16 protein-coding genes are annotated in these 16,527 nt (G+C 30.0%); 9 read left to right on the top strand and 7 right to left on the bottom strand.

Annotated features, from left to right (window positions below; translation table 4 throughout):
* Positions 1-38: 38 nt before the first annotated feature.
* From secY to rplQ, 9 genes are all read left to right on the top strand, one after another.
* Entirely contained in the window at positions 39-1,463 is a 1,425-nt protein-coding gene (gene secY / locus ACXYRN_RS00875) for a preprotein translocase subunit SecY (protein ID WP_458597562.1), read from the top strand.
* Positions 1,457-2,116, top strand: a complete 660-nt coding sequence (locus ACXYRN_RS00870) for an adenylate kinase family protein (RefSeq protein ID WP_458597561.1) — start codon at positions 1,457-1,459, stop codon at positions 2,114-2,116. The genes secY and ACXYRN_RS00870 overlap by 7 nt, the downstream gene beginning before the upstream one ends.
* A 62-nt stretch (positions 2,117-2,178) precedes the next feature.
* On the top strand, positions 2,179-2,925 hold the full coding sequence (map, locus tag ACXYRN_RS00865; protein ID WP_458607322.1) for a type I methionyl aminopeptidase: 747 nt from the start codon (positions 2,179-2,181) through the stop codon (positions 2,923-2,925).
* 1 nt (position 2,926) lies between these two features.
* On the top strand, positions 2,927-3,145 hold the full coding sequence (infA, locus tag ACXYRN_RS00860; RefSeq protein WP_435129040.1) for a translation initiation factor IF-1: 219 nt from the start codon (positions 2,927-2,929) through the stop codon (positions 3,143-3,145).
* Between the two features lie 11 nt (positions 3,146-3,156).
* Positions 3,157-3,270, top strand: coding sequence for a 50S ribosomal protein L36 (gene rpmJ / locus ACXYRN_RS00855; RefSeq protein WP_435129043.1), 114 nt, complete (start codon positions 3,157-3,159; stop codon positions 3,268-3,270).
* Positions 3,271-3,287: 17 nt separating this feature from the next.
* The gene (gene rpsM, locus ACXYRN_RS00850; RefSeq protein ID WP_435129046.1) at positions 3,288-3,656 is read left to right on the top strand and encodes a 30S ribosomal protein S13; all 369 of its coding nucleotides are present in this window, start codon (positions 3,288-3,290) and stop codon (positions 3,654-3,656) included.
* The gene (gene rpsK / locus ACXYRN_RS00845) at positions 3,656-4,045 is read left to right on the top strand and encodes a 30S ribosomal protein S11 (protein WP_435129049.1); all 390 of its coding nucleotides are present in this window, start codon (positions 3,656-3,658) and stop codon (positions 4,043-4,045) included. The genes rpsM and rpsK overlap by 1 nt, the downstream gene beginning before the upstream one ends.
* Before the next feature lie 31 nt (positions 4,046-4,076).
* A complete protein-coding gene (locus ACXYRN_RS00840) occupies positions 4,077-5,087 on the top strand; it encodes a DNA-directed RNA polymerase subunit alpha (RefSeq protein ID WP_458607321.1) in 1,011 nt (336 codons plus the stop codon).
* Between the two features lies 1 nt (position 5,088).
* On the top strand, positions 5,089-5,451 hold the full coding sequence (gene rplQ / locus ACXYRN_RS00835) for a 50S ribosomal protein L17 (protein ID WP_435129055.1): 363 nt from the start codon (positions 5,089-5,091) through the stop codon (positions 5,449-5,451).
* Between the two features lie 92 nt (positions 5,452-5,543).
* Here rplQ and ACXYRN_RS00830 read toward each other — a convergent pair whose 3' ends face one another.
* The 7 genes from ACXYRN_RS00830 to ACXYRN_RS00800 form a co-directional block, all read right to left on the bottom strand.
* The gene (locus ACXYRN_RS00830) at positions 5,544-7,445 is read right to left on the bottom strand and encodes a M13 family metallopeptidase (protein ID WP_458607320.1); all 1,902 of its coding nucleotides are present in this window, start codon (positions 7,443-7,445) and stop codon (positions 5,544-5,546) included.
* A gap of 7 nt (positions 7,446-7,452) precedes the next feature.
* On the bottom strand, positions 7,453-9,267 hold the full coding sequence (gene lepA / locus ACXYRN_RS00825; RefSeq protein ID WP_458597556.1) for a translation elongation factor 4: 1,815 nt from the start codon (positions 9,265-9,267) through the stop codon (positions 7,453-7,455).
* A 289-nt stretch (positions 9,268-9,556) separates the two neighbouring features.
* A complete protein-coding gene (fusA, locus tag ACXYRN_RS00820) occupies positions 9,557-11,647 on the bottom strand; it encodes an elongation factor G (protein WP_458607319.1) in 2,091 nt (696 codons plus the stop codon).
* 18 nt (positions 11,648-11,665) lie between these two features.
* Entirely contained in the window at positions 11,666-12,136 is a 471-nt protein-coding gene (gene rpsG / locus ACXYRN_RS00815; protein ID WP_458607318.1) for a 30S ribosomal protein S7, read from the bottom strand.
* A gap of 34 nt (positions 12,137-12,170) precedes the next feature.
* Positions 12,171-12,584: a 30S ribosomal protein S12 gene (rpsL, locus tag ACXYRN_RS00810; protein ID WP_435129073.1), complete on the bottom strand. Its 414-nt coding sequence runs from the start codon at positions 12,582-12,584 to the stop codon at positions 12,171-12,173.
* 241 nt (positions 12,585-12,825) lie between these two features.
* Complete coding sequence (locus ACXYRN_RS00805) at positions 12,826-14,118, bottom strand: hypothetical protein (protein ID WP_458607317.1); 1,293 nt, start codon at positions 14,116-14,118, stop codon at positions 12,826-12,828.
* 18 nt (positions 14,119-14,136) lie between these two features.
* Positions 14,137-16,527: a S8 family serine peptidase gene (locus ACXYRN_RS00800; protein ID WP_458607316.1), complete on the bottom strand. Its 2,391-nt coding sequence runs from the start codon at positions 16,525-16,527 to the stop codon at positions 14,137-14,139.

The raw sequence follows: 16,527 nt of genomic DNA, 5'->3' as shown, positions 1-16,527 counted from the left end.
AAAGGTATAATTAAAATGTTTTTTATAAAGGAGTAAATTTGTTGACTTTTAGTAATCTTTGATATAAACTATCTAAAGGCTGAAGAAAGTTTTGAGAGAATAAAAATTTAAGTAAAAAAATTATTTTTACGATTATAATGCTTACTGTTTTTGTTTTTGGAACCACTATTACAGCACCATTTATTCGGATTGCTGATCCAAGTCAACTTTCGAATAATGCTTTTTTAAACACTCTTAATTTAATTGGTGGTGGGGGTTTGCGTCAGTTTTCGATTTTTGCCTTAGGGATTAGTCCTTTTATTAATGCATCCTTGATAATGATGATTTTGCAATCAAAGTTTGTTCCACCAATTTACAAACTTTCACAAAGTGGGCCACAAGGAAGAAAGAAAATTAATGTTATTACCCGTTTTGTAACATTAGCAATTGCTTATCCGCAGGCAGTGTTTTTAACAAGAGCTCTTTCATCAGGGAGTCCATCATCTGTATTTATTTCAATTACAGGAACCCAGTATTTTAGTGAAAATGCATTAGTATATTTTATAATTCCGATGATTTTAGTTTCTGCTTCGTTATTAGCACTTTTTATTTCAGAACAAATTACCAACAAAGGAGTGGGTAACGGGACTAGTTTATTAATTTTTACTGGTATTGCAGCAAGGTTACCTCGTCAGTTTCATACAGCAATTTTATATTATATAGGTGATTTAGCTGAAAGTGGAATAATGAAAGGCATAATAAGCTTTATTAGTTATTTATTAGTTTATATTTTAACAATTGTAATAATTGCAATTGTATATGTTTCGGAAAGACATGTGCCGATTCAACAAGTCGGAGCAGGACGCTCAAAGAGTCGTAAGGAAATGGGTAAATTACCAATTAAAGCGAATCCGGGCGGGATAATGCCTATAATTTTTGCAATGTTAGTTTTATCATTTCCTACAATGATCGCTAATGTTTTACCACAACATAGTGCTGCCAAATTTTGAATAAACACAAATTTACAATTCACTCAACCGATTGGATTTACTTTGTTAATTGTAATAGTGTTAGTGTTTTCAGTGTTAATGGGAATTCAGCAATCAAAAGTTGATAAAATAGCAGAAGATTTTACTAAAAACTCTACATTTATTCCTGGGGTGCGTCCTGGTGAAGAAACGCAAGATTATTTAGTTGCTATAGTTTTTCGTTTAAGTGTATTTTCATCACTTTACTTAGTAATTCTAGGAAGTATGCAATTTATTGCAATTATGGCTCATATACTTCCTCAAGCAATTGCTTTTGGTGGAACAGGTTTAATGATTTTGGTATCAACTTCACTTGAAACACTCGGACAACTTAAAGCACGTCGTATGAGCAACAAATTATCTAAGGCAAAACGACTTACTCTCGAAAATTTTGAAAATTTAAATTCTGATAAATCAGACGATGATAAGAAGATGGGAACAGGATTATTATGATAGGAAAAATAGATACAAATATAATTTTAATGGGACAACCTGGAGCAGGTAAGGGAACTGTAGCAGGAGTTTTTGCTAAGAAAACCGAATGAATACATTTATCTACCGGAAATATTTTTCGTCAAGAAATCCATAATAAAACACAACTTGGTCAGAAAGTAGAATATTATGTAAACTCAGGTGGATATGTTCCTGATGAAATCACAAATGAAATAGTTAAAAATGCAATTTTGAAACTACGAGCAGAAAATAAGTTTTTTATTTTAGACGGTTATCCACGTACTATTGCACAAGCAGAATTTCTAAAACAAATTCCTAATTTAAAATTCAAAGTTATATTATTAACTGCTTCTGAAAAAATAATAATGGAACGTTTATCTGGTAGACTTGCTTGCGAAATTTGTGGGACAGGTTATCATATAAAATTCAAAAGAAGTTTCGTTCCCGATTATTGCGATATTGATGGTGGAAGGCTTTATTCACGCGATGATGACAAGCCTGAAAAAATTAAAAACCGTCTTAAAATATACGATGAACAAACTAAACCATTATTAGAATATTATAAAAAAACAGGTGAATTACTAACTTTTGCTTGTGAAGGCGATCCTGAAGAAGTTGCTAATGAAATTGCTTCTCATTTTAAAATAAGATGATAAAATTATGATACTTTTGAAAAAGTATCATTTTTTTGTTTTCAAAAGTACATCTGGAGGTAGTATTGATTCAAATTTTAAACGAAGAACAAGTCAAAAAAATTACCAAAAGTTGTAAAATCTTGGCAGAAGTAAAACAAATTTTGTGAGATTTCATAAGACCAGGGGTTTCTTTAAAAGAAATTGATCAATTAGCTTTTAAAGAAATTACTAAAAGGGGTGCTAAACCAGCTTTTTTAGGTTTATATGGTTTTCCTGCAACCACATGCATCTCTGTAAATGAACAATTGATCCACGGAATCCCTAATAATTACATTATAAAAGATGGTGACTTAGTTAGTGTTGATATCGGTTGCATCTGACAGGGGTTTAATAGTGATAGTGCATTTACCAAAGCTATTGGTAATGTATCTGCATCTGACCAAAAACTTATTGATGTTGCAAAAGGAGCCTTTGAAGCAGGATTAAAAGCAATTAAAAGAGGCGCTCGAGTTGGTGACATCAGTGCTGCAATAGGTAGGTATATCAAAAAAAACGGATTATATACACCTGTTGAGTTTTGTGGTCATGGTATTGGAAGTCATCTCCATCAAGATCCAAATGTTAATAATACAGGACATAAAGGAAGTGGTCCATTATTAAAAAACGGTATGGTTCTTTGTATTGAACCAATGATAATTCAAACTCCACATATTAAAATTTTATCAGATGGTTGAACTGTTATTAGCGCTAATAAAACAAATACAGCCCATTATGAACATACCGTTTTAATAAAGGATTTTCATGGTGTCGTTCTAACGAAAGGAATATAATTTGGCAAAAGACGCAATTAAATTTAAAGCAGTCGTTAAAGAAGCTCATACAACAGACTTATATACAGTTGAATTAAGCGATAACGGTGCCCTAATTAAAGCTCATATTTCAGGTAAAATGCGTGTAAATCATATTCGTATTTTACCTGGTGATACAGTTGATGTAGAAATGAGTCCTTATGATTTGACACAAGGACGCATTGTCTATCGTCATAAATAAAAGGAGAAACTATGAAAGTTAGAGCAAGTGTAAAGAGTATTTGCAAAGATTGTAAGATCATTAAACGTAAAGGTGTAAACCGTGTGATTTGTATTCATCCAAAACACAAACAAAGACAAGGTTAATAAGAAAGGAAAGTTAAATGGCTAGAATTTTAAATGTTGAAATTCCAAATGATAAGCGTGTAGTTGTTTCATTAACTTATATTTATGGAATTGGAAGAACCTTAGCAAAAGAAATTTGTAAAACTGCAAAAGTAAGTGAAGATGCTCGTGTTAAAAATCTAAGTGAAGAAGAATTATCAAGAATTCGTGAAGCTGCAAAAGTATATACCACCGAAGGTGATTTACGCAGAGAAGTAACTTTAAACATTAAACGTTTAATGGAAATTAAATGCTACCGTGGGATCAGACACCGTAAAGGATTACCAGTTCGTGGTCAATCAACCCAAAAGAATGCTCGTACCCGTAAAGGTCCAAGAAAAACTGTAGCAGGAAAGAAAGGTAAATAATGGCTCGTAAATCAAAAAAGAAAAATATTGTTAGTGGAATAGCACATATTCACTCAACAAATCAAAACACTATTGTTACTTTCACAGATGAAAAAGGTGATGTAATTGCTTGATCATCAGCAGGAGCAATTGGTTATAAAGGAACCAAGAAAAAAACTCCATATGCTGCAGGTTTAGCAGCACAAGCAGCCGCGGAAGCTGCAAAAGAACACGGAATGAAGACAGTCAAGGTTGAATTAAAAGGACTAGGAGCAGGTAAAGATGCTGCTAGAAAACAAATCGAAGTTGCTGGAATTACAGTTACTGAAATCAAAGATGTTACACCTGTTCCGCATAATGGTACTAGACCTCCAAAACGTATTTTAAAACGTGAACGTGCAAAAAAATAATTAATACCATAGTATTTAAAGGAGTCTCGATATGGAAAAGATGAAACAATTATCTTATAGAAAAAAACCAGTATTTAGAGAAACAGACGATAATGAAACCACATTCACCTTACAAGGACTCGAAAGAGGTTATGCAAACACATTAGGAGTTGCATTAAGACGTGTATTGCTTTCATCTACTACTTCGCTTGCACCGTTTTGTGTTCGCATCGAAGGGGTAGAGCATGAATTTTCTACAATTAAAGAAGTTGTAGAAGATGTTCCAAGTTTGATTATGAATTTGCGTAAGGTTAAATTCACTTATGATCCTAATATTGTTTCAGATAATGAAATTGTTAAGGTTAAATTGGTAGCAGATGAATCAGGTGTATTAACAGCAGGAAAAATGCAGATTTCAAACCCTGGTGTTCGTGTTATTGATCCATCAGTACACATTGCAGAAGTAGTGAATCCAAATGCATTAAAATTAGAAATGTTTTTACGTGCAGGACGTGGATTTGTTTCATTTGAGGAGAATAAAGTTCTTTTACTAAATCCGCAAATCAAAGTTTCGTTAGATACAGATATTAAAAAGGCTGAATATATCGCAGTTGATTCTGATTTTTCTCCAATTGAAAAAGTATGATATACACAAAGAGAACTAAACTCATCATCACCCAAGATTGAAGAAGAACTTGAATTAAATATTAAGACAAACGGAACGGTTTCAGCAAAACAAGCGATTAAATCTGCATCAGAAATTTTAATCGGTTTATTCGCTGTTATCGGTAATGTTGATAGTATGGAAGATGTAAAAATCTTTGAAGAACCAAAACAAGTTGAAGAAGAAAAACCTGATGATGATATTGATATTTCACAACTTGGTTTAAGTGTTCGTTCATATAATGCACTTAAAAAAGCTAATAAACGCAAACTTAGTGAATTTGCTGCAATGAAACTTGAAGACCTTGAAAACATTAAAAACTTAGGTAAAAAATCTATTGAAGAAATCGTCAAAAAACTCGCTGAGCAAGGTATTATTTTAAAAGAAGGAGTTGAATAATATGGCAAATCCAAAACAAATCTATTCACGTGATACAAAATGAAGAACTGGTGTAATGCGTTCATTAGTTAGTGAGTTGATAGCTCATGGACATCTAACAACAACCTTAACCCGTGCAAAAGAAGTTCGCAGACATGCTGAACGTATGATTCAAAAAGCAAAAACCCCTACCTTAGCAAACAGACGTGCAGTAGCTTCATATGTTCGCGATATTAAAGTTGAAGGTAACAAAAATGTTCTTAAACATTTATTTGACACAGTAGCACCTAAATATGCACAAAGAAACGGTGGATACACAAGAATTATTAAATTACCAAAACGATTGGGTGATAATACTCGAATGGCCTTAATTGAATTAGTTTAATTTCCTTACTTATTTTAGAGCTTTAAAAATTTATTGCAAACAACCACCTAGGGTTGTTTTTTGTATAAAAATATCCACATAAGTGGATATTTTTATCAAATTTTAATGCGCTTTTCAGGTGATAAATACATTTGATCACCATCTTTTATATCATAGGTTTTTAAAAATAATTCGTTATTAGATAAAACTTTATTTGCACGTACTTTGGTTGGAGCATGTACATCTGAATCAAGTAGTCTTTTTGCTCTACCTTCTTTATAAATTGATCGTCAAACAGTAGCTCAGTTTTCAAAGAATGCATGTGCATCAAAATCAGGATATTTTTGAGCTGCTTTTAAAGCACAATCAAATCCACCTAAATCTGCGATATTTTCAGAAACTGTTAATTTTCCATTCACTTTACCATATTCTGTCTCTGTTCCGTCATAAAGATCAATAACAGCTTGTGTGCGTTTTTTAAATTCATTTAAGTCATTTGCAGTTCATCAGTTGTTTAACTTACCGTTTTCGTCAAATTGTGCCCCATTGTTATCAAAACCATGTGAAATTTCATGTGCGATAACAACCCCGATTCCACCGAAATTAGCTGACTTAGACTGATTTATATCATAAAAAGGAGATGCTAATATCGCAGCAGGAAAAACAATTTGATTTCGCATCGGATTATAGTAAGCATTAATTGTAGCGGGTGTCATACCCCAAAGTTTTTTATCTTCTGATTTATGATATAAGGATAATTGATATTCACTGATATGTTTGTTAAATTCCTTAATGTTTTCAAAAATATTAGAACCATCTTGATATGTTTTTACCTTAAATTTAGCATAATATGGACGAATTTTTTCTGGATAACCTACCATTGGTTCAAATTTTTCAAGTTTTAAGATTGCTTTTTGAATTGTTTCTTTTGATAGTCAACTGTTATGTAATAAACTATCTTTGTATACATCAATCATAGATGCAATCATATTTTCCACATCTGCTTTAGCTTTTGATCCAAAATATTTATCAGCATAGAACATTCCGAGTGGCATTCCAAAGAACTTGCTGGTTAAATCATATGCAAAATCATTTAATTCTCTTACTTTTGCCACTGAATTTACTGCATTAGCATACTCGGTTGCTTTAATTCTTATTTCTTCTGATAAATAAGTTGTAGTTGCTAGCATATTTTTAATAAACATTGAATCACGGAATTTTTCAAAGTTTACTTCATTAAAAATTTCATCAAACTTAGCAAAAAGTCTTAGGTTTGGAATTGATGCTTCTGATACTTTTTGTCCAATAATTAAGTCTAATAGTCTCAAAAAGTCATATTTTTTAGAAAATGAACTTAGTTCTTCTCTGGTTTTCAGATTATATAAGGAAACATAATCTGCTTGTTCGACTGATGAAAGAATGTGGTCTTTATAAATATCATCAAAAGCAATCGCATTTTCAATCATTATATTTACTTTTTGCTGAGCAAAACCGTAATCTAAAAGTAAATCATTTACCATATTTTTTCATGCATTAAGTAATTTTTCTTTTTCTTTTGGTTGCTCATAAGTTTCCTTAGATGGCAAGATTACTGAAACTGAATCAAGTCACAAAATTCTTTTATCATTATCTGCAAAATCTTCATAAATTTGTAATTCTAATGGTAAGAAATTGTAATTTAATCACACATCACGATTTGCATTGAAAATATCATTAAAAGAGTTAAATTGATATATTCTATCTAAAAAATTACGAACAGGTTGTCAGCCTAATTCATTTCTTTTTTTTGAATTAATAATGAGTTGATAAAATTTTACTAAATCAGACATCATCGGATGATCTTTTGGCAATTCTTGTTTACCTAATGATCATTGTGAAATTAAGTTCTTAAGTAATTTTTCTAAATTTAACTCTAACTCAACAAAAGATCCGATTGATGAACGATCTTCTGGTATTTTAGCAGTTTTTAATCATTCTGCATTAACATATTCATAAAAATCATCTTTTTTATTCATATTTCTCCTATTTTTTTGTTTCTATATTAGTTTTTAAAATTGATAAGAAGGCTTCTTGTGGAACTTCGATGCTACCAAGTTTTTTCATACGTTTTTTACCTTCCTTTTGCTTTTTAAGTAACTTTTGTCTTCGAGTTACATCTCCACCATATAACTTAGCAGTAACATCTTTTCGATAAGCCTTAATAGTTTCGCGAGCGATAATTTTTCCACCGATTGTTGCTTGCACAGGGACTTCAAAGTTTTGTCTAGGAATAGCATCCTTTAGTTTAACACATAATTGTCGAGCTTGTTCATAAGCTCGATCACGATGACATATAATTGAAAAAGCATCAACTTTATCCCCGTTAAGTAAAATATCTACTTTTACTAAATCACTTTCACGATATCCTAATCATTCATATTCAAATGAAGCATAGCCCTTGGTAGTTGATTTAAGACGGTCAAAGAAATCAAAAATAGTTTCAGCCAATGGTAGTTCATAAATTACATTAGAACGCTTAGAATCTATTATTTCAAGCGACTTATATATCCCACGCTTGTTTTGACATAATTCCATTACATTACCGATATAGTCGTTAGGGATAAAAATTTGTGCTTGCACATAAGGTTCTTCGATTTTTTCAATAAATGTTCGATCAGGGAGTAAGGTAGGATTGGCGATCATTTCTATTTCACCTTTGGTGGTGGTAACTTTATATTCTACACTTGGAGAAGTTGCAATGATACCAACTTTATATTCACGATCTAATCGTTCTTGTAGGATTTCCATATGTAAAAGTCCTAAAAAACCAACACGAAATCCAAATCCTAATGCTTTGGATGTTTCTTGTTCTCAACTTATTGATGAATCACTTAAAGAAATTTTTTCTAAGCTCTCTTTAAGTAGTGAATAATCTCGTGTATCAACTGGATAAAATCCGGTAAAAACAACAGGTTTCATTTTCTTATAACCAGGTAAAGCATTTTGAGTTGGTTCTTCTAAATGTGTAATGGTATCACCGACATTAACTTCCTTAGCATCTCTGATGGCTGCAGAAACTCAACCTACTTCACCTGCTTGTAACACCTCTTTTTTAGTTTCATAAGGATTTCTGACCCCTAATTCGATTACATGATAGCGATTGTTCTCATCGTTTCGAGACATAAATTTAAATTTATCACCTACTTTTAAAATCCCTTCAAAAATCCGAACTAACATTACAACACCACGGTATGGATCAAAATAACTATCGAAAATTAAAGCTTTTAATGGTTTATCATCATCAGCATCTTTTGCAGACGGGATATATTTTATAATTGCTTCAAGTAACTTATCTACCCCTAATCCTGTTTTTGCTGATACTAATACAGCATTCTCGGTTGGTATCCCGATAACATCTTCAATTTCTTTTTTAACACCTTCCACATCTGCAGATGACAAATCAATTTTATTAATTACCGGAATTATTTCAAGGTTGTTTTCTAGAGCAAGATATACATTTGCAAGAGTTTGTGCCTCAATGCCTTGTGTTGCATCAACTAGTAACAAAGCACCTTCAGAAGCTGCCAAGGAACGTGAAACTTCATAAGTAAAATCAACATGACCAGGGGTATCAATAAGATGAAAAATATAATCTTTATATTTAATTTGCACTGCATTAAGTTTTATAGTAATTCCACGCTCTTTTTCTAAATCCATTGAATCAAGAAATTGCTCTTTTAATTCTCTTGTTGCAACAGTGTTAGTTATTTCAAGAATGCGATCAGCGAGGGTACTTTTACCATGATCAATATGTGCGATGATTGAAAAATTTTTAATTTTTGATTTGTCTATTTTCATATTATTAAATTATATTAAATTCTTTCTTTATGCGTATTAAATTTTGTATAATGTATCATTTGCGTTGCATTATAAATTTGTTTTGTTACTTTTTTATATTTAAAATATAATGCAAAAAAGTAATTTTTATTTATTTGTTATTAGTATGTATTTATAAGTCTTCTACTAAAAATAAAGTAGATATAATGATATTGAAATAAGTTGTAAGTAAACATAAAATCCATATCTAAGATAACAAAACACAAGAAAATTTCTTGTGTTTTGTTATTATTTTATGAAATTGTTAATATTAATCTTCGTCTTTAGATTGAATATTTCTACGTTTAATAATTTCATCAGCAATGTTTTTTGGTGCTTTTTCATAGTGATCAAATTGCATTTGATATGTACCACGTCCACTAGTCATTGATCTAAGTTCGGTTGAATAACCAAACATTTCAGCAAGCGGAACCATTGCTTTAACAACAACTGCACCATCGCTTCTTTGTTCTTGATCATTCACCAGTCCTCTACGACGTGATAAATCACCGATAACATCTCCCATATGATCTGATGGAACAACAACCGCAACATCCATAATAGGTTCTAATAAAACAGTCCCAATCATATCTTTTGCTTTTGTTAAGGCCTTAGAAGCTGCTATTTTGTATGCTAATTCAGATGAATCGACATCATGGTATGAACCATCAAATAATGTTGCTCTAATGTCAATCATTTGATATCCTGCTAAAATTCCTGCAGCCATTTTTTCTTCAAGTCCTTTTTGAATTGATTTAATGTATTCTTTAGGGATTTTTCCACCAACAATTTTATCAACAAATTCAAAACCACCATCAGGATTTGGTTCAAATTTTAATCAAACATGACCATATTGCCCTTTACCACCTGATTGTTTAATATGTTTTCCTTCGACATCTGCTGTTTTTGTGATTGTTTCACGGTAAGAAACCTGTGGAGCACCAACCTTTGCTTGAACTCCGAATTCACGTTTTAAACGATCTACAATAATATCAAGGTGCAATTCACCCATACCAGCGATAATTGTTTGACCTGTTTCATCATCGGTATATGTTCTAAAGGTTGGATCTTCAGCAGCTAATTTTTGTAATCCGATTGAAAGTTTTTCGGTAGCTGCTTTTGATTCAGGTTCGAGAGCTTGAGAAATAACAGGTTCGGGGAACACCATTTTTTCTAAGATGATTTTCGCACCTTTTTCATTAACTAAAGTGTCCCCAGTTGTAGTATATTTTAAACCTACAGCTGCAGCAATATCTCCGGCACGACATTCATCAATTTCGACACGACTGTTGGCATGCATTTGCAATACACGTCCGATTCTTTCTTTTTCTCCCTTAGTAGAGTTATATACATAACTCCCTTTTGTTAAAACTCCACGGTATACACGGAAGAAAGTTAAAGAACCAACAAAAGGATCGTTCATAACTTTAAAAGCTAATGCGGCAAATTCACCATCATCGGTTGCTTCAACACTAACTTCATGCTCGTTATCATGTGCTTTGATTGCTGGAATATCAACAGGTGATGGTAGATAATCAACAACAGCATCAATCATCTTTTTTACACCTTTATTTTTAAATGATGTTCCACACACTACCGGGAAGAATTCGGAAGATAAAGTTGCTTTACGAATTGCTTCTTTGAAAGCAGGTATTTCAACTTCATGTCCTTCTAAAACACTCATCATTAATTCATCATCAAAAGCAGCAACTGCTTCTAATAACTCTTGACGTTTAATTTCAACGATATCTTTAAGATCATCTGGGATTGCTGTTGCAAATTCTTCTTCTTGTGGTTCGCCATTATATGTATATGCTTCACGAGTTACAAGGTCGATAATTCCTTTGAATTCTGATTCAGCACCAATTGGTCACTGAATAGCAACAGCGTTTCCACCTAAACGTTGTTTAACAGAAGCAACTGAAGCAGCAAAATCAGCACCAGCTTTATCCATTTTGTTTACATAAACTATTCTAGGAACTTTGTAGTTTGTTGCTTGTCTTCATACTGTTTCAGTTTGTGGTTCAACACCAGATTGTGCATCTAAGACAGCGACTGCACCATCTAAAACACGCAATGAACGTTCAACTTCAACGGTGAAGTCAACGTGTCCAGGGGTATCAATAATATTGATTCTTTTACCTTTTCAAAAAGCTGTTGTAGCAGCAGATGTGATGGTAATTCCTCTTTCTTTTTCTTGATCCATTCAGTCCATTTGAGAACCACCATCATGGGTTTCCCCGATTTTATGGATTTTACCTGTATGGAATAAAATTCTTTCGGTTGTTGTAGTTTTTCCTGCATCAATGTGGGCCATAATACCGATATTACGGTAGTCTTTTAAATCATAATCTCTTGCCATATTATTTTATAACTCTGATTATCATCTAAAGTGTGCAAAAGCTCTGTTAGCTTCTGCCATTTTGTGGGTGTCTTCGCGTTTTTTAATTGCTCCACCAGTTTTATTTGATGCATCAATGATTTCGTTTGCTAAACGAACATCCATAGTTTTTTCGTTTCTTAATCTAGCATATTGAACAAGTCATCTTAATGCTAATGTTTGTTTTCTGCGAGTAGGAACTTCGGTAGGTACTTGGTAGTTAGTTCCACCGATTCTTCTTGTTCTAATTTCAAGTTGTGGTGTAATATTTTCAACAGCAGTTAAAAATACTTCCATTGGCTCTTTGTTAGTTTTACTTTTGATTAATTCAAAAGCTGAATATAAAATATCTTGTGCGATAGATTTCTTTCCGTCAAGCATAATTTGGTTAATTAATTTTGTAACAACTACTGAATTAAAAACTGGATCTGCAAGTACTTCACGGATAGGTGCACTTTTCTTTCTTGACATTTGTCCTCCTTATGTTTAAAATTAATTATTATGCTTATTTCTTTTCTTTTTTAGTTCCGTATAAACTACGACCTTGATTACGTTTTGAAACCCCAGCAGCATCTTGTGTTCCACGAACAATATGGTATCTTACTCCAGGTAAGTCCTTAACACGACCACCACGTATTAATACCACTGAGTGCTCTTGTAAGTTGTGTCCTTCTCCTGGAATGTACGCTGTAACTTCCATTGTATTTGATAACTTAACACGAGCATATTTACGTAATGCTGAATTAGGTTTTTTAGGTGTCATTGTTGCAACACGAGTACAAACACCACGCTTAAATGGAGAAGCCATTTTTTTTGATTTTTTAATTAATGAGTTGTAGCTTTGGTTTAAAGCAGGCGCATTTTGCTTTTTAACCTTTGAACTACGACCATTTGTAACTAACTGATTAGTTGTTGGCATTTTATCCTTTCTAAATTAATATTAACAATAATGATATAAAAATTGCTTTTTAATTATACACTAACAACTGCTCCGTGTGTATCATATTTACAGTTTTTTATTACTATATACAAGGGATAAAAATTTACAAAATATAAATTTTATTATTTTTATACTACAAAATTACTCAAATTCAGATTTTATTATATAAAGCATTATGCATAAAAGGTTGATATATCCCAATTTTAAATGATTTATCAAATTAAGGATTTGATTTGTTGTATTTTTTATAGTTTTCAAACAAAGAAAGCGCAGATTTTCCATTATATAATAATGATAATAATCGATAATACTCTTGTTTCAATTTATCATTTTTATTATAAACCAAAGCAGATGTAAAATCAAAGGTTTCAGATGAAATTATTGTGTTTTCTAGATGGAAAATTCTTATGGATTCTTTTTGAGGTTGTTGATATTTTCAAATGTTTTGATTCTTCAAGAAAGAATCATAAATTTTTTCCTCAGTATTTTTTGAATCGGCATCGTAAGCGAAAATATAAAATAACATCTTATTTTTTATGTTTTTTTCTAAATATCTAGAAATATCTATAAATAAGGTACTTTGTGGTTTATTGACTTCAAATAAAGGTTTTTTAGCATACCTTTGCTGAATATATTTATTAAAACTGATTGGTTTATTTTGTTTAACAAATTTAAAACTAATAAAAATAGAACCACTAGTTAATTTCTCTTTTTGAATTTTTATATAGTAATCATTTTGTTTTAAATCATCATTTATTTGAAAACGCAAAATTTTACGAAAAGGAAAATATGTATTAATCGGGTCCAAATAATTTATTATTTCCTGTGATTTATTTGTCTTCAGATCAAAAATTTCAGGATTTAGTATTCTCGGAGAAAAATTGTTTTCAAAATTTCATTTTGTATCCAAATAATTGTCATCATAAAAAGATTTTTGTAATGCAGAATCTACATTATTTTGATTTTTTGTATCATATGAAAGAAGAAACGGATTGTTATAATCAAAGATAGTTGAATAAATATTTGAGAGTTCTTTGATGTAAATATCAGGAATTTTATTCTTATTTGGATTATCGCTGTGTTCAACGGAAATTATATGATTTAATTCATTTTGTATATTATAACTATAACTTCGATTATAAAATGCTTGGATGTTTTTATCACCGATATAGTGATCTGTATCGGAAAGTTTTATTAACGATGTATCATTTTGTATTTCTATAATTTGATTAAGAAAACTTAGATATTGATTATAGTATTCTTTATTGTTGTCATAGTTTGATAATGAATTTAAAAAAGAATTTATATGTTTTTTAAATTCATTATTTAAATTCTTATGTTCACTAATTTTTCTAACTAAGTTTTGTCCATCTTGGTTTAAGTAATGTATTGACTTATTTATAAGTTCTTTTGATAAATCAAATTTTAATTCATTTTTTATTCCACAAGATGTTAATGTAATAGAAGAAACTGAAAATAACAAAAAAAGAGAAAGATATTTATTTTTTTTCATAATTAATAAAATTAACCTTTAATTATGTTCATAATAAGACAAAATTTCTAAATTCTCTTTTATGTGTTCAAAGTATCCGTCAATTAAAATCATAAGATTTTTATTTAATTCTTGTTCGTATATATTATTCTTATTATTTTGCTGATAATTAGCATCGTTTTTCTGTTTTTTATCATAAAAAGCATTAGTATATTCTAACATATAGTGTTTTAGTTCGATAAGGTAAATATATAAAGTATATTCAGGATTAAAAAGAAATTTATAATTACCAAAATATATTCTATCGATGTTTGAATAGTCTGTTCTTAATCATTTCATTCAACGTTTTTTATATATTATTTCATTTTTATCATTTTTTAAAACAGAATTAAGATAACCTGTAAGTTCATAAACCTTGTTTATATCATCGAATTTTCTATTATCTCATGTTATTGTTTTTTTCTTATCATTTTCAAAAATATATGTTTTTAAAATAACTCATAGATTGTAATTATCATATTCTTTTTTTATTGTATTTGAATATTGTTTTTCGATATAATCTGAAAAAAAACTTTTATATGAAGAGACAAATGTATGATTGAGATTTTGAAAATTAGGCAAGCTATCTCTTTTTGCTTCTGGGTCTTTTCATGGATACTCATCTATTTGTTTTTTGAGGAGATTGAAATCTAGTTTTTCTATTTTATTTTCATTGTATATCTTAAACATTTTGAAAAATTTTGGTATTCCAAACCCAGTTTTGTTTTTTTGTCTATTTATTCTTCAAATTTCACTTGGGAAAATTTTAGATCTATAATTAAGTGCAACATCTAAGTTACCTAATTTTGCTGTATTTGTTGATGCATAATTTGATGAACTTATCAGAAGTAATTTTGTTTCATTCAATGATAATTCTCTTTGTAATTTATGCTGTAATAATGAAATTAAACCAGTAATCATTGGTGCTGATTTACTTGTACCATTAAAATTCATTGCATAATTAATTTTCTCTTTTAAATATTCAGGTAATCTTTTGTTTATAGAGTTAATTTCCTCGCTTGAATAATGATTTTTATTATCTTTATTAATCTTTGTTTCATCTTCGGCTAAACTTGATCCATATGCAGAAATTAAAGGCAAATATGGAGATTTAGAATTACCAAACGATGTAAAATCGGATGGTTTATTATCATATGATACAGATCCTACATTAATTATATTTTCTTTGTTCTTTATGCTCTCTCATTTTAAGAGTCCACTAAAAATATTGCGAGAACTTATTAACTGGTTTCCGAACTCTCAATTATTAAAATCATCATAGGTATTGCTATGATAAATATAGTTATTCTTTTCGACTTTATTTTTCAAAAAGTCATATAATAAATAAATACCTTTTATGTCTTTTGAATTAGGATATAACTTAAAACTACTATAATGTTTTTTATAAATATTTTTTGCTACAATTTTAAATTTTTTAAAGACATTATTTCAATTAATGTCTATTAAATGATTATCTTTATCATTAATAAAGAAATTGTTTTTATCGAAATATGAATCCAGATTTTCTCATGCATCAACTGTTTCATCACTTGAATTTCCTGCAGAGAAGATAACTTTTCAGTCAAATATTAGTGCTTGTTCATTAATAGCATTTAACAAATTATTTCAGTTCTTTGTAATAGAGTGATTAAATTTCTCATTTGTATCAAAATAAAAATTAATTATCGCACTTGATAAAGCATAAAAATTTTGTTCATCATCTTCTTCTGTTGTATAATTATCTTCAAAACTTTGAACATCATTTATGAATAATTTTTTTATATTATCTGAAAAATTCAAAAAGTAACCATCTAATGGTGTATCTAATTGACCAATGCTTATATTAAAAATTTTAACACCATACCTATCATACATTCTTTTTAGAATATTATCATATGCCTTTTGTTTCCAAACTTCATCTCCTTTTGTTCCCACATCAAAATATTTCCTATCTGGTATATCAAAATTATTTGAAAAATAAATATCTGCATTTTTATTGATTCCAAAATCAGTACCAATAGTAGAAACAACATTTCATGCATGATTTGAATATTGATAATTATCAATATCAAATTTTTTAATTTTGAAATCAGGATTTTTTGAGAAAAGTAAATTTTGATCGACATTTCCTAACTCGATAATCCCTACTTTATCAAATTCATTTGTAAAATAGCTATTACCTCTTTCATAGCGTAAACCGAGTTTATTGTAATATGGTACATACATATTAATCAATTTATTATAGTCATTTACATTTAAATTAATATAAGAATTATTATTAATGTAAATTGATTCGTTATATTTTTGAGCTGATGTATTAGCAGAAACAGTTATTGTTGTTGTGCTTACAAAACCGAAAAACCAAAGAAATTTCTTTATATTTTTTTTCAT

It is taken from the genome of Mycoplasma sp. 4423, assembly GCF_054353855.1.
The sequence above is the reverse complement of the archived record's forward strand: the minus strand, read 5'-3'. Positions and strand labels throughout refer to the sequence as shown.